Below are 13,957 nucleotides of genomic sequence, written 5' to 3'. Positions count from 1 at the left end.
GGCCACGGACTACGCCTCCTCGTCCACGAGGGAGGCGCCGGTCTCGAGGTGCGGACGCAGCACATTGTCGAAGGTGCTCAGCGCGGAGCCGATCGCCATGTGCATGTCGAGGTACTGGTAGGTGCCGAGTCGGCCGCCGAAGATCACCTTGCTGTCGGCGGTCTCCCGCTTGGCGCGCTCACGGTAGGCGAGCAGCTTGGCGCGGTCCTCGGGGGTGTTGATCGGGTAGTACGGTTCGTCGCCGGTCTGGGCGAAGCGCGAGAACTCGCGCATGATGACCGTCTTGTCCTGCGGGTAGTCGCGCTCGGGATGGAAGTGGCGCGGCTCGATGATGCGAGTGTAGGGGACGTCGGCGTCGTTGTAGTTCATCACCGAGGTGCCCTGGTAGTCACCGGTTTCGAGCACTTCGGTCTCGAAATCGATGGTGCGCCAGCCGAGTTCGCCCTCGGCGTAGTCGAAGTAGCGGTCCAGCGGGCCGGTGTAGACGACCGGGGCGTCCGGGCTCTCGGCGCGCACCTGCTCGCGCACGTCGAACCAGTCGGTGTTCAGCCGGACCTCGATGAGCTCGGAGGCCGCCATGTTCTCCAACCACTTCGTGTAACCCTGCGTGGGCAGACCCTCGTAGGTGTCGTTGAAGTAGCGGTTGTCGAAGGTGTAGCGCACCGGGAGTCGGGTGATGTTGCCCGCGGGCAGTTCCTTCGGATCGGTCTGCCACTGCTTGGCGGTGTAATCGCGCACGAACGCCTCGTAGAGCGGGCGGCCGATCAGCGAGATCGCCTTCTCCTCGAGGTTCTGGGCGTCGGCGGTCTCGATCTCGGCGGACTGCTCGGCGATCAGCGCGCGCGCTTCCTGCGGGGTGAAGTAGCGGCCGAAGAATTGCGAGACCAGACCGAGCCCCATCGGGAACTGGTACGCCTGACCCTTGTGCATCGCGAATACGCGGTGTTGATATCCGGTGAACTCGGTGAACTGCGTGACGTAATCCCAGACGCGTTTGTTCGAGGTGTGGAACAGGTGCGCGCCGTATTTGTGCACCTCGATACCGGTCTGCGGGTCCGGCTCCGAATAGGCGTTGCCGCCGATGTGATGGCGGCGGTCCAGCACCAGCACCCGTTTACCCAGCTGGGTGGCGGCGCGTTCGGCGATGGTGAGCCCGAAGAAGCCCGAGCCGACGATGATCAGATCGAACGGGGCGGTGGAGTTGACGGAGGTACCCGGAGACGATGCGGCGGTCACGGTGGCCCAGCGTATCGGAAGACGGCCGCGCGCCCGGGGGGAGTTCCGCCCCCCGGGGCGTGCTATGGGTTTCAGTCCGGGAAGCCGACGTCGATTTCGACGCTGTCGCGTTCGGTGTACAGGCGCCAATAGCGCTCACCGAGCTCGTCGTTGGTCACGCGGGTGATTTCCAGACCGGGCGGGATGAGTTCGGGCGCCGCGTCCACGGCCCGCTGGGCCTTGCTGCCGCCGATCAGCGCGCCGATATTCAGCAGGCCGACGTGCACGCCGGTGCCGCGCAATTCGTGGTCGAGTTGGCGGACGTAGGCCCGCTGGGCGGCCAGGGCCACGCCGAAGTTGGCGAGATAGGGCTGCATGTGGCGTTCGGAGTGGCCGGAGGAATACAGCAGCGTGCCCTCGCCCCGCTCGATCATGGCGGGTGCGAGCGCCCTGGTCATCAGGACCGGCGAGTGCAGTTTGAGGTCGAGCGGGGCGCGCAGGGCCGCGACGTCGGTGTCGAGGGTGGAGGCCGAACGCTGGGACATGTCCGCGGCGGCGCTGTGCAGCGCGACGTCGATCGGACCGAACCGGTCGGTGACCTCCCGGACGACGCGGTCGATGTCGGCGGCCGAGGTGACGTCGGCGCGGAAGGAGGCGGCGGTGACCTCCTCGGCGGCGAGTTCGTCCAGGTAGCGGCGGGCCGCGCCGAGGTCGCGGCTGATCAACGCGGCGCGGAAGCCCGCGCGGCCGAAGCGGCGGGCGACGCCGAGGCCCAGGCCGGGGCCGAAGCCGAAGATCGCGATCGTCTTCGTCATGCTGTTCCTCGAAAGTTGAGTAGGGGTTCAAGTTATTCCGACGGTAGCGGAAGTTGAACCCATGCTCAACATATCGTTTGTAGGATCGGCCAATGCCCGAGGACAAGCCGCTGCGCACCGACGCGCGCCGCAACCGCGAGGCACTCGTGGCGGCCGCCCGCGAAGTCTTCCTGGAGAAGGGGCTCGACGCGCCCCTCAAAGACATCGCCGCCCGCGCGGGCGTGGCCATCGGCACCCTCTACAACCGCTTCCCCACCCGCGACGACCTCATCGCCGCCGCCGTCGAGGACCGCCTCGGAGCCGGATCGCGCATCGCCGAGACCGCCCTCGCCATCGACGACCCCTGGGACTCCTTCGTCCACCTCGTCGAGAACGTCTGCGCACTCCAGGCCACCGACCGCCTGCTCGGCGACCTCGCCCTGCGCGCCGCCCCCAGCGCCGCGGTCGCCCGCGCCCGCGAATACGGGCACGGACTCATGCGCGAGATCGTCACCAGGGCCCAGCGCGCGGGCGTCCTGCGCGCCGACTGGGTGCTCGAGGACCTCGCCTTCATCACCTGGTCACACGCCAGTGTGCTGGAGGCCACCGCCGACATCGCTCCGGAGGCGTGGCGGCGCAACCTCGCCCTCATCCTGGACGGACTGCGCGCGCCCGCCGCACACGCGCTACCCACGCCGCCCCTCAGCGAAGACGATCTGCTGCGCGCCCTACGAGGCTGAGCTCTCGGGAGCACCGCGCAACCGCGTCCGCGCGGCGAGTCGATGGTTCAGCGCGCGCCGGGGCGCACCGTGCTCAGGGTGATCACGAGCGGGACCGCGAGACCGGCCAGGTTCGCCGTCCAGTCCCCTTCCAGCAGCGCCGTCACCGCGCCCGCGATCCCGCAGGTCGCGAACAGCGCCTCGGAGACCCGACTCGCGTCGGCGAACCACTGCACGCCGTACTCGGAGTGGTAGCCGATCAGCGCCGACAGCAGGCCGATCACCGCGAGCGTCGCCCACGTGCCGGCCGCCACCATGATCGTGTAGCGGCCCGAATCCTCGCCGCGGTAGAGCAGATACGCGCCGTAGGTCAGCGCGACCGCCAGCAGCAGACTGCCCAGCACGGCGATCGTCGCCAGCGAATTGTCGAAGCGGCCCGGATCACCGTAGAAATCGATCCCGAGACGCAGACCGCCGACCAGATTCAACACCGCGCCGACCGCGGCGCACGCGATCGTCGTCGTCGCGAGAGCCGGATGGGTCCCCCGACCGGTCGCGGAATTCTCGTACAGCACCGCCGACTCCTCCTCGTTCGGCGCGCACCCCGCGCGGCGACCTCCCGAGTATGCGCACCCGCGGGCACCGACACCAGCGGACCCGGCGGCAGTGCCCGCACGCCGGCGGCGTACGGGCACCGAACGGGCGCGCCTACAGGTTCGCCTCCGCGTAGACGCGCATGGCGTCGCGGACGAACTCCGCCGTTCCCGCGCCGTGCCGGTCGTAGTTCCGACCGAAGCGCGGATCGGCGACGTACATCTCTCCGAGACCGATGAACGCCTCCTTCACCACCTCGCGGCCCTGCCAACCGACGCCGATCCACGCCTTGTGGCGGGCTGTGATGGCCTGCACCTGCGGGCTGTCCGGCGCGAGCCCCGCGGCGTGGGCCCGCCCGAAATCGGCGGCGATGTCGAGTTGGTCCTGCTGGAAACGCTGTTTGTCGGCCTCCGACATCGCGCGCCACCAGCGGTCACCCTCGGTGTAGGCCTGCTCGCCCCACCGCTCGATCACCTCGTCCTTGTACTGCGTGTGGTCGAAACCGTCGAAAACTTCCGCGGCCACCAGCGCCTCACCCCTTTCGGTCTTGTCCAATGTGGTCCGTACCGATTCGATGACGCGGCGGATCCGTTCCTGTTCCTGCCGCAGCAGACCCAGGTGCGCGCGCAAGGCCGTCGCGGTTGGCACCCCGCCCGCGAGGACCTCGGCGATGGCGGGCAAGCCGAGGCCGAGTTCTCGCAGCAGCAGGATGCGCTGCAACCGCACGAGGGAATCCTGGTCGTAGTAGCGGTAGCCGTTGGTCCCGATCCGGCTGGGCGGCAACAGCCCCACCTGCCCGTAGTGGCGCAGCGTGCGACTGGTGGTACCCGCCGCCTTGGCCAGATCCTGGATGGACCACTCGCCCGGCCGGGAGCGAACCGCCATAACCCCGATCCCTTCCGTCGTCTCGTCGGTGGAACCAGTCTGCGAGTTGACGCTACGTCAAGGTCAAGGGTGGATCGGATCACTCTCAGAGGGCGGGCGGCTCGGATTCGGCAGGCTCGACCCCGGCAGGCTCGGATTCGGCCGACTCAACCCCGGCGGGATCGGACTCAGCAGGCTCAACCACGACGGGCTCGGATTCGGCCGACTCAACCCCAGCGGGATCGGATTCGACGGGCTGAGCGCCGGTGGGTCCGGTTTCGGAGGGCTCGGCATCGGGCTCGGCGTCCGGACGGAGGTACGAATCCGGTTGCGGGGCGGTGGGATCGGGCTGGGCCACCCCGGGGTCGGGGACCAACTGCATGAGGGTGGTGAAGTCGACGACCTGCGCCCCGAGGGTGGGGGTGGCGATGATGACGCCGTTGGTGAACAGTCGATAGTCGCCCGCGTTCTGCGGTAGTCGCATCTCCGGTCCCAGCGGCGGGCCGATCGCGCCGTGCTCGCCGCCGACCCGGCGGTATTCGGCGTCGATGGCCGATTCCACGGTGGCGGTCCGGGCCCGCGGCAGGGCGGGCGGCGCGCCGACGCCGAGTTCGGCGGGGGTGGGCCCCACCTCGAAGGTGCGGATGTCGGCGGGTTCGCCGCCGTCGGGCGCGGCGGAGTATTCCGCGCGCAGGATGTGGCCGTCGCGCAGCAGGACGGTGCCCGCGGTGCTCGCGACGGCGTCGGCGGCGCGCTCGTCCTCCGCGGAGGTGCCGGGGTAGACCTGGCAGTCGGTGGTGTCACAGGTCCGCGCGTAGGGCCAGCGCTGTTCGGCCAGCGCGTAGGAACGCGCGGCGACGGCCTGGGCGCGCACCGCCTCCCGCGCGCCTTCGTCGGCCCAGTTCGCCTGGACCTCGGCGGGGACCACGCCGAGCAGGTAGTCCTCGACATCGACCCGGTTGACGGTGCGTGTCGCGCCGTCCTCGACGGCGAGGCCGAGCGAACCGCGGTAGGCGGCGCCGTCGCAGAAGGTGAGGTGTTCGGCGGCGGGCCTGCCGGGACGCGGGTCGAGGGGATACACCCACGGGTCGTCGGTGGCGGACTGCCACAGCACGTCGCCGTCGCACCCCGCGGTGACGACCACGTTGGCCTTGCCGTCCGGTCGCACGGTGAGGTGGGCGACCTGGTCGGCGGCGACTTCGCGGCCCGCGACCCGCAGTCCGGCGGCGGAGCGCACGTCGACGCCTTCGTCGTCGCGGTCCGAGAGTCGGATGCCGAGCGAGGTGGTCGGGATGGCGCCGAGCGTCGCGCCGGGGTAGTAGTGGGCGAGGATGCGTTCGGCGTTCCAGCCCTCGCGGGCGCTGTCGAACGCGCCGAACTGGCTCAGACCGCGGCCGTGGCCCGGCCCGGCGAGGTTCCGATACGGCGTGTCGATGGGCGTGTCCGCACCCGCCCAGACGCTGCCGACGAGGACCGCGACGCCCGCGGTGAGGAGGATCCGCCGCGGCGGCACTCCTGTCCGCGTCCCCTGGACCCGGTTGCTGAAACGTAGTCTGCGCTGCACTTCCGTGCTCCCTCCACGCCCGTGGCGATTCGGCGTTGTCCGCGTGGTTTCCGTTCACCCGCACCGGTTTCCGTGACCGGATCGATTCGCCGCATCGCCGGCTCGTCGAGGGATACGACGGCATGTCGGGCGATACGACCGCAACCCGATCGCTACATTCGGGCAATCACATAAATCTCAACCAGAGGTTTAGATATGTGACAATAGTGAACTAGTGTGATGCTTGATTCGTCATGACGCAAGCATGAAATTGTGTGTAATTCACCAGCTCTATCCGGAATGGAGAAGCTCGTGCCGTACCGCAATCCGAAACGTTCCTACGTGCTCCCGGTGGTCACCACCCTGGCGGTAGCGGCTCCGCTCGTCTCTCTGCTCCCCAGCGATGCAGCCGTCTATCGGGCGACCAACGACAGCGAACTTGCGGCAGTCCCCGCGCAACTGGCCGAGGTGGTCCTCGGCACCGCCCCCGAGATCACCCTGCCGCTCGGTGACCTGACCGGCCTCGACCTGCCGGATCTGCACCTGTCGGACCTGCGGAAACTGCCGCTGCCGGATTCGGTCCCGGTGCCCGGTGGCCTCCCGCTGCCCCCGGAGGTGACCCTGCCCGACCGGGTCCCCCTGCCCGACCTGGATGACGACGCGCCGGGTTCGCCGCAACCGCCCGAGAACACACCGACACAACCGACGGACTCGCCGTCCGGTGCGGGCCCGCGCTTCATCGCCGATCCGCTCCCGCCGCAGCCCGCGCCCGGCCCCGACACCCCCGCGCTCACCCCCGGTGCGGTCCCCCGCGACCTGCTCGGACAGGTCGGCGCGCAGGTCAAGGAGGTCTCCCGCGACACCCCGTTCAGCGTCGTCGCGCTCACCGCGCGGAACCTGGCCGAGACCACCGCCATGGTCCGCGCCAAGCAAGCCGACGGGAAATGGGGCACCTGGTACCGGACCGAACAGGTCGACACCCGGCGCGACGACAGCGGCGCCGCCGACCGCACCTCCGGCACCGAACCGATCTACGTCGGCAACACCAACGCGGTGCAGATCCTGGTCACCCGCAAGGACGCCGCCTCGGCTCCCGTCGCGCCGGGTGCGCCCGGTGTGGCCCCGGCGGTGCCCGGCCCCGACCCGGTCGGCCCGATCGCGCAGGGCGCGGCCCGCGCGACCGCGATCGCCGCCGACCTCACCGCCGTGCTGATCGATCCCGGCCGCGGCGCCATCGACGGCGCACTGCACGACGTCGCCTCCGCGCTCCCCGGCGGCGGACCCAATGTCATCAGTCGCGCGCAGTGGGGCGCCGACGAATCCCTGCGCTGCGAGGAACCGACCTACGACGATGGCCTCGGCGGCGTCACCGTGCACCACACGGCGGGGCGCAACGATTACAGCAAGGCCGAATCGGCGGGCATCGTCCGCGCGATCTACACCTATCACGCGCGCACGCTGGGCTGGTGCGACATCGGCTACAACGCCTTGGTCGACAAGTACGGCCAGATCTTCGAGGGCCGCGCGGGCGGACTCGACCGCCCGGTGCAGGGCGCGCACGCGGGCGGATTCAACGAGAACACCGCCGGTGTCGCATTCATGGGCAACCACGAGACCGAAGCGCCCTCGGAGGCCGCGATCACGGCGGCGGGCAACTTCATCGGGTGGCGCACCCGCGTCGCGGGCCTCGATCCCCGGGGACAGACGACCATGTGGTCGGAGGGCACCGAGTTCACGCCGTACGCGCAGGGCGAGTCGGTGGACCTGCCGATCGTGTTCGCCCACCGCGACGTCGGCCACACCACCTGCCCCGGCGACGCCGCCTACGGACTGATGGACCGACTGCGCGACATCGCGGCGGGCGGGTCGGCCGGACCGGGCACCCCCGCGCGTTCCCCCTCGGATCTGGCGGTGCTGGCCGCGTTGACCACCCGCCTGCTGGAGATGGTCGACGACAACCTCATCGCGAAGTACTGGGCCGACGGCGGCGGGCCGGACGGACCGCTGGGCGCGGCCGTCTCCGAGCCGATGCCCGCCGCCCAGGGCGCGCAGTACGCGAAATTCGCCAACGGCTACGTCTACAACACCGCCGACGGGCGCGTATTCGAGTTGGCGGGCGCGATCCTGGACCGCTTCCTGCAACTGGGCGCGGACACCGGCATGCTGGGTCTGCCCGCGAGCAACACCTACGCCGTCCCCGACGGCGTGCGCGCGGACTTCCAACACGGCTCGCTGATCCTCAACCAGCTCACCGGCATCGTCACGACGGTCTGGAAGACCTACACCGAGACCTACCAGCAGGAGATGGAGCGGGACCCGGCCGCGACGCCCGCGCCCGAACCCGTCCCCGCGGGCTGAACTCCCGCGCTCAACTCCACCAGCGTTCGAGGACCTGGGCGACACCGTCGTCGGAATTGGCCGCGGTGACCTCGTCGGCCGCGGCGATGGCCTCGGCGTGCGCGTTGCCCATCGCGACGCCGTGGCCCGCCAGGGTCAGCATCGGGATGTCGTTGGGCATATCGCCGAAGGCGACCACCGAGGAGTGTTCGACGCCGAGTCGCTCGGCCAACGCGGCCAGCCCGGACGCCTTGGTGACGCCGGGAGCCGACAGTTCGATCAGACCGTGATCGGTGGAATAGGTGATGTCGGCCCGGCCGTCGACCAGCGGGGCCAGCGCGGCGACCATGTCACCGCTGCGCGCGCCCGCCAACCGGATCAGCATCTTGATCGCGGGCGCGTCGATGACTTCGTGCCTGGCCACCGCGGTGTCGTCCGGATTGAGCCAGGCGTGCACATATTCGGGGGAGCTGACGAACTGCGGGGTGACCGCGTCGTGCGCGGTGGCGCCGACGCGTTCGGCGGCGAGGCCGCATCCGGGCAGCGCCCGTTCGGCGACGTCGGCGAGCCACGACAGCGTCGGCACGTCGAGGGTGTGACTGGTGAGCACCTTGTCGGTGGCGCTGTCGTAGAGCACCGCACCGTTGCCGCACACGCACAGCGGCGCGTAGCCGAGACCGTCGACGACCGGGTCGATCCAGCGCGGGGGCCTGCCCGTGGCCAGGACGAACGGCACGCCGTCGGAGATCAGCGCGTCGACGGCGGCCTTGGTGCGCGCGGTGACCCGTTCGTGCGGGTCGATCAGGGTGCCGTCGACATCGGTGGCCACCAATCTCGGCTTGGGCAGGTGCAGGAGCGTCACCTATTCCATCCTGCCGGAAATCCCGGTCGGCGCGGCGGCAACCGTCACCAGCCGTCCGGGCGCTTCCACGTCTGATCGGTCGACGGCGTCGACTTGTCGAGCGCGGGAGCCTGATCGGGAAACGGCGCGGGCCGCGGGGTGTAGTCCTGCGGCGCGTTGGCGTGCACGGTCGGATCGGCCGTGGGATAGGCGGGCGCGGCCTGCTGCGGAACAGCGGGGACCTGCGGGTATCCCGGCTGTTGGAAGGCCTGCTGCTGGTACGCGGGCTGTGCCGGGTACCCGTTCTGGGCGGCGGCCGGGTAGGCGGGCTGAGCCGGGTACCCGTTCTGGGCGGCGTCGGCCGAATAGGCGGGCTGCGCTGGGTAGCCGTTCTGTCCGGCGTCGGCCGGATAGACCGGCTGGCCTGGATAAGCGGGCTGGGCGGCCCCGGCTGGATAGGTCGGCTGGCCCGGGTAGGCGGGCTGAGCGGGCTGCGCGACCGGGAACCCCGCCTGCGGGTAAGCGGCCTGCGGATATCCCGGTTGCGCCGGATAACCGGCGGGCGCGTACCCGCCGGGCGGGTACGCGGGCTGAGCGCCCGGCCGGTAGGCGAGCCACCGCGACGTGGACGGCAGCAGGACCAGGATCAGCATGACGATGGGGAAGATCGTGCCGAAGATCCCGCTCACCCCGGAACTGGCCAGCGAATCCGTGTCGTAGTCCTCGACGATGTTCATGGCCCACCCCAGCGAGGCGATCTGCATCACGATCGTGCCCGCGCCGCCGAGCGCGACCAGCACGCGGCCGGCCTTCTTCCGCACGAACAGCAGGATCGCGCCCACCCCGAGCAGCAGCGCCAGCACGATATTGCCTACGCCCATGACCGTCAGGGCGGTCATCGCCTCGTCGCCGGTCGTGCCGTCGTCGTATTCCGACACCAGATCGCCGAACTCGCTGTTGGCGAGGAACAGCAGCGACGCGCCGCCGATCACGGTCGCCACCGAACCGAGTGCGGCCAGCACGCCCGCGGTGATGGCGGTGCCGCCGCTCGGGGCCGAGAAGCCCGGTCCGTAACCGCCCGGATACGGGTCGTACCCGCCCGGATACTGCTGTGGATAAGTCATGTCCGCCCCCTTCGTGCCGGTGTGCCCGGCACTGTCGTGCGGCCAGAATAGGCCGGCCGTCCGACGTGCGCGGAACCACGCGACGCGCGTGTGGCATGCGCGACACCTATGAGTCTCCCTATGATCGGTGCCTGACGACCCGACGGCCCGACGACTCCGAGGACCGATGACAGGCTTTCTGCTACGACGCGCGCTCAACTACGTCGTGCTGTTGCTGCTGGCCACGTTCCTCTGTTTCAGCCTGGCCTCGCTGACCTTCCGGCCGCTGGACAGCCTGGAACAGCGCAATCCGCGTCCGCCGCAGTCGGTGATCGATGCCAAGGCCGAGGAACTGCACCTCGACGAGCCGATCCCGCAGCGCTATCTGACGTGGCTCAAAGGCATTCCGCAGGGCGATTTCGGCACCACGCTGTCGGGTCAGCCGGTGAGCGCGGAGTTGCCGCGCCGGGTGGCGGTGAGCCTGCGCCTGTTGATCGTCGGGTCGATCCTGGGCACCGTGCTCGGCGTCCTGATCGGCGCCGCGAGCGCGATCCGGCAGTACAAATTCAGCGATTATTTCACCACGGTCGTCTCGTTGGTCATCCTGAGCACGCCGGTCTTCCTGCTCGCGACGCTGTTGAAATACGGTGCGCTACAGGTCAACTCGGCGACCGGTACGCAGATCTTCCTCTACACCGGCGAGACCTCGGCGACCGCGATCGCGGGCTTCGGACCGCAAGTGCTGGACCGGCTGCAACATCTGGTGCTGCCCACGGTGGCGCTGGCGCTCACCGCGATCGCCGGTTACAGCCGCTACCAGCGCAACGCCATGCTCGACGTGCTCCAGAGCGATTTCATCCGCACCGCGCGCGCCAAAGGGCTGACCCGTAACAGAGCGCTCTACAAGCACGGTCTGCGGACCGCGCTGATCCCGATGGCGACGCTGTTCGCCTACAGCCTCGGCGGTCTGATCACCGGCGCGATCTTCATCGAGAAGATCTTCGGCTGGCACGGCGTGGGCGAATGGCTGGTGGATTCGATCAATGCCCAGGACCTGTACGTGACGGTCACGGGGACGGCTTTCGCGGGCTTGGTCGTGCTGGTCTCCGGTCTGCTCTCCGACGTCGCCTACGCGTTGCTCGACCCCCGGGTGCGTGTGTCGTGACCGACGCCGAGATCCTCGTCCAAGGCGCGCCGCGCGTCACCGCCGGACGCCGCACGCTGGTGTGGCGGCGATTCCGGCGCAACACCCCGGCCGTGGTCGGCGCGGTGATCCTGGTGGTGCTGTTCGTCGTCAGCTACGCGCTGCCGCCGTTCCTGGCCTACGACCACCAGCAACTCGACTACACCGCGCTGCTGAAGCCGCCGAGCGCGCGACATCCGTTCGGCACCACCCAGATCGGGCAGGACGTCCTCGCCCAGACGTTGCGCGGGTTGCAGAAGTCCCTGGTCATCGGTGTCTGCGTGGCGCTGATCTCGACGACGATCGCGGCCACGGCGGGCGCGGTGGCCGGCCTGCTGGGCGGCTGGACCGACCGGGCGATCATGTGGCTGGTCGATCTGCTGCTGGTCGTGCCGAGTTTCATCATCATCGCGATCTTCGCCCCGCGCACCAAGGGCAGCGGGTCGATGGTGCTGTTGATCGTGCTGCTGTCGGTGTTCGGGTGGATGATCAGCGCCCGCATCGTGCGCGGGATGACGTTGAGTCTGCGCGACCGCGAATTCGTCAGGGCCGCGCGCTACATGGGCGCGCCGACGCGCACCGTGATCACCAGCCACATCCTGCCGAACATCGCCTCGATCCTGATCATCGACACCACGCTGGCGGTCGGTTCGGCGATCCTGGCCGAAACCGGGCTCAGTTACCTGGGTTTCGGTGTGCAACCCCCGGACGTGTCGCTGGGTTCGCTGATCGCGGCGGGCACCAAATCGGCACTGGTCTACCCGTGGCTGTTCCTGTTCTCCGGCGGTCTGCTGATCGTCACGGTGCTGTGCGCGAACCTGGTCGGCGACGGCTTGCGCGACGCGTTCGATCCGACCGCGCACCGGGCCAGGTCCAAGCGTTCGGCACGGGCGGAAGGGAAGGCCGCGCGATGACCGGCACGCAGTCCACCGCCCCGTTGCTCGAGGTCGCCGACCTGCGGGTGTCCTTCCCGAGCGAGGAAGGCCGCGTCGAGGCGGTGCGCGGGGTGGATTTCACGGTGGCCGACGGCGAGGTGCTGGCCATCGTCGGCGAGTCCGGGTCGGGCAAGTCGGTGTCCTCGCTGGCGGTGATCGGACTGCTGCCCGAGCAGGCGCGGGTCAGCGGGTCGATCCGGTTGCGCGGACGCGAACTGCTCGGCCTCGGCGACCGGGAGATGTCGCGGTTGCGCGGCAGCGCGATCAGCATGGTCTTCCAGGACCCGCTCTCCGCGCTGACCCCGGTGTACCGGGTGGGCGACCAGATCGCCGAAGCGCTGCTCGCGCACGGGAAGATGAGCCGCGGACAGGCCGAGACCAGGGCGGTGGAACTGCTGGAACTGGTCGGCATCGAGGACGCGGCGACACGCGCCCGGGCGTTCCCGCACGAATTCTCCGGCGGGATGCGCCAACGCGTGGTGATCGCGATGGCGATCGCCAACGATCCGGCGCTGATCATCTGCGACGAGCCGACGACCGCGCTGGACGTCACCGTGCAGAAACAGATCCTCGACCTGCTGCGCCGGGCCCGCGACATCACCGGGGCCGGGGTCGTCATGATCACCCACGACATGGGCATCGCCGCCACCCTGGCCGACCGCGTCGCGGTCATGTACGCGGGTCGGATCGTGGAGACCGCCCCCACGGCCACGCTGTTCGACGCGCCCCGGATGCCGTACACGGTGGGCCTGCTCGGGTCGATCCCGCGCATGGACGGCGCGGCCCGGCGTCCGCTGATCCCGATCCTGGGCGCGCCGCCCGCCATGCACGCGCTGCCGCCGGGTTGTTCGTTCGCGCCGCGCTGCCCGGTCTCGATCGACGAGTGCGTCGCGGCCGAACCGCCACTGGAACGGATCGCCCCCGGTCACGCGGCGGCCTGCATCCGCACGGCCGAAGTGGGCGCGTCCGCGCTGTTCGACGCCTTCCGCCGCGAAGCACCGGTCCCGCCCGCTCTGCCGGACGGCGAATCCCGGGTGGTGCTGCGGGTCTCGGAGCTGGCCAAGACCTTCCCGATCACCTCGGGCGTCGTGTTCCGCCGACGCCGCGGCGAGGTCCGCGCGGTGGACGGGATCAGCTTCGAGGTCCGCGCCGGCCGCACGCTGGCGCTGGTCGGGGAATCGGGGTCGGGCAAGTCGACCACCCTGACCCAGATCCTGGAGTTGGCGCCGCCGCAGGCCGGGACCATCGAGATCATGGGCCGCGACGTCACCACGTTGAGCAAGGCCGACAAGCGCGACATCCGCCGCCGCATGCAGATCGTGTTCCAGGACCCGACGGCCTCGCTGGACCCGCGTCTGCCCATCTTCGACGTGCTGGCCCAACCGTTGCGCATCGACGGACGCTCCGCCGCCGAGATCGCGACGCGGGTTCCCCAGTTGCTCGAGCAGGTCGGTCTGCGTCCGGAACACGCCGAGCGCTACCCGGTGGATTTCTCCGGCGGGCAGAAGCAGCGCATCAGCATCGCCCGCGCCCTCGCACTCGATCCGGAACTGCTGGTGCTGGACGAACCGGTGTCCTCGCTGGATGTCTCGATCCAGGCGGGCGTACTGAATCTGCTGCGCGAGTTGCAGGCCGAACGGAACCTGTCGTACTTGTTCGTCTCCCACGATCTGTCGGTGGTCCGTAACCTCGCACACGATGTGGCGGTCATGCATCGCGGCAAGATCGTGGAATCCGGGCCCGCCGAGCAGATCTTCGGCGCACCGGCCCACGAGTACACCAGGGCGTTGATCGAGGCGGTGCCGGTGCCGGTGGTCAACGGATAGGCG

Annotated in this window: 12 protein-coding genes; 5 read left to right on the top strand and 7 right to left on the bottom strand. The window is 69.8% G+C overall.

The features are described from left to right. Positions 1 to 9 precede the first annotated feature (9 nt). Positions 10 to 1,236 carry a UDP-galactopyranose mutase gene (gene glf / locus ON30_RS00565; protein ID WP_040703278.1) on the bottom strand — a complete coding sequence of 409 codons (1,227 nt, stop codon included), beginning with the start codon at positions 1,234 to 1,236 and terminating at the stop codon, positions 10 to 12. 71 nt (positions 1,237 to 1,307) lie between these two features. Continuing rightward, a complete protein-coding gene (locus ON30_RS00560; protein ID WP_040703277.1) occupies positions 1,308 to 2,030 on the bottom strand; it encodes an SDR family NAD(P)-dependent oxidoreductase in 723 nt (240 codons plus the stop codon). Positions 2,031 to 2,122: 92 nt separating this feature from the next. On the opposite strand from ON30_RS00560, the gene ON30_RS00555 reads away from it, so the two are divergent. Then, positions 2,123 to 2,749, top strand: a complete 627-nt coding sequence (locus ON30_RS00555; protein WP_051028782.1) for a TetR/AcrR family transcriptional regulator — start codon at positions 2,123 to 2,125, stop codon at positions 2,747 to 2,749. Between the two features lie 47 nt (positions 2,750 to 2,796). Here the strand turns inward: ON30_RS00555 and ON30_RS00550 are convergent, their stop codons facing one another. From ON30_RS00550 to ON30_RS00540, 3 genes are all read right to left on the bottom strand, one after another. Continuing rightward, positions 2,797 to 3,303, bottom strand: a complete 507-nt coding sequence (locus ON30_RS00550) for a hypothetical protein (protein WP_040703276.1) — start codon at positions 3,301 to 3,303, stop codon at positions 2,797 to 2,799. Between the two features lie 133 nt (positions 3,304 to 3,436). After that, positions 3,437 to 4,207 carry a MerR family transcriptional regulator gene (locus tag ON30_RS00545; RefSeq protein WP_040703275.1) on the bottom strand — a complete coding sequence of 257 codons (771 nt, stop codon included), beginning with the start codon at positions 4,205 to 4,207 and terminating at the stop codon, positions 3,437 to 3,439. A gap of 85 nt (positions 4,208 to 4,292) precedes the next feature. Beyond that, positions 4,293 to 5,750, bottom strand: a complete 1,458-nt coding sequence (locus ON30_RS00540; protein WP_083911061.1) for a SpoIID/LytB domain-containing protein — start codon at positions 5,748 to 5,750, stop codon at positions 4,293 to 4,295. A 279-nt stretch (positions 5,751 to 6,029) separates the two neighbouring features. Between ON30_RS00540 and ON30_RS00535 the strand changes: the two genes are divergently transcribed. Continuing rightward, positions 6,030 to 8,087, top strand: a complete 2,058-nt coding sequence (locus ON30_RS00535) for an N-acetylmuramoyl-L-alanine amidase (protein ID WP_040703273.1) — start codon at positions 6,030 to 6,032, stop codon at positions 8,085 to 8,087. Positions 8,088 to 8,097: 10 nt separating this feature from the next. On the opposite strand, the gene ON30_RS00530 is transcribed toward ON30_RS00535, so the two are convergent. Both ON30_RS00530 and ON30_RS35785 read right to left on the bottom strand, forming a co-directional pair. Beyond that, entirely contained in the window at positions 8,098 to 8,928 is an 831-nt protein-coding gene (locus tag ON30_RS00530; protein ID WP_040703272.1) for a Cof-type HAD-IIB family hydrolase, read from the bottom strand. Positions 8,929 to 8,972: 44 nt separating this feature from the next. After that, positions 8,973 to 10,031, bottom strand: coding sequence for a hypothetical protein (locus ON30_RS35785; protein ID WP_051028781.1), 1,059 nt, complete (start codon positions 10,029 to 10,031; stop codon positions 8,973 to 8,975). Between the two features lie 166 nt (positions 10,032 to 10,197). On the opposite strand from ON30_RS35785, the gene ON30_RS00515 reads away from it, so the two are divergent. The 3 genes from ON30_RS00515 to ON30_RS00505 are packed head-to-tail and all read left to right on the top strand — an operon-like array spanning position 10,198 to position 13,954. Further along, on the top strand, positions 10,198 to 11,175 hold the full coding sequence (locus ON30_RS00515; protein WP_040703271.1) for an ABC transporter permease: 978 nt from the start codon (positions 10,198 to 10,200) through the stop codon (positions 11,173 to 11,175). Then, positions 11,172 to 12,107: an ABC transporter permease gene (locus ON30_RS00510; protein WP_051028780.1), complete on the top strand. Its 936-nt coding sequence runs from the start codon at positions 11,172 to 11,174 to the stop codon at positions 12,105 to 12,107. Before ON30_RS00515 ends, ON30_RS00510 begins: the two co-directional genes overlap by 4 nt. Continuing rightward, entirely contained in the window at positions 12,104 to 13,954 is a 1,851-nt protein-coding gene (locus ON30_RS00505) for an ABC transporter ATP-binding protein (RefSeq protein WP_040703270.1), read from the top strand. Before ON30_RS00510 ends, ON30_RS00505 begins: the two co-directional genes overlap by 4 nt. Positions 13,955 to 13,957 lie beyond the last annotated feature (3 nt).

The organism is Nocardia takedensis NBRC 100417 (assembly GCF_000308695.1).
Lineage (GTDB): Bacteria > Actinomycetota > Actinomycetes > Mycobacteriales > Mycobacteriaceae > Nocardia > Nocardia takedensis.
Note: the sequence above shows the minus strand (reverse complement) of the source record. Positions and strands in the feature narration are given on the sequence as shown.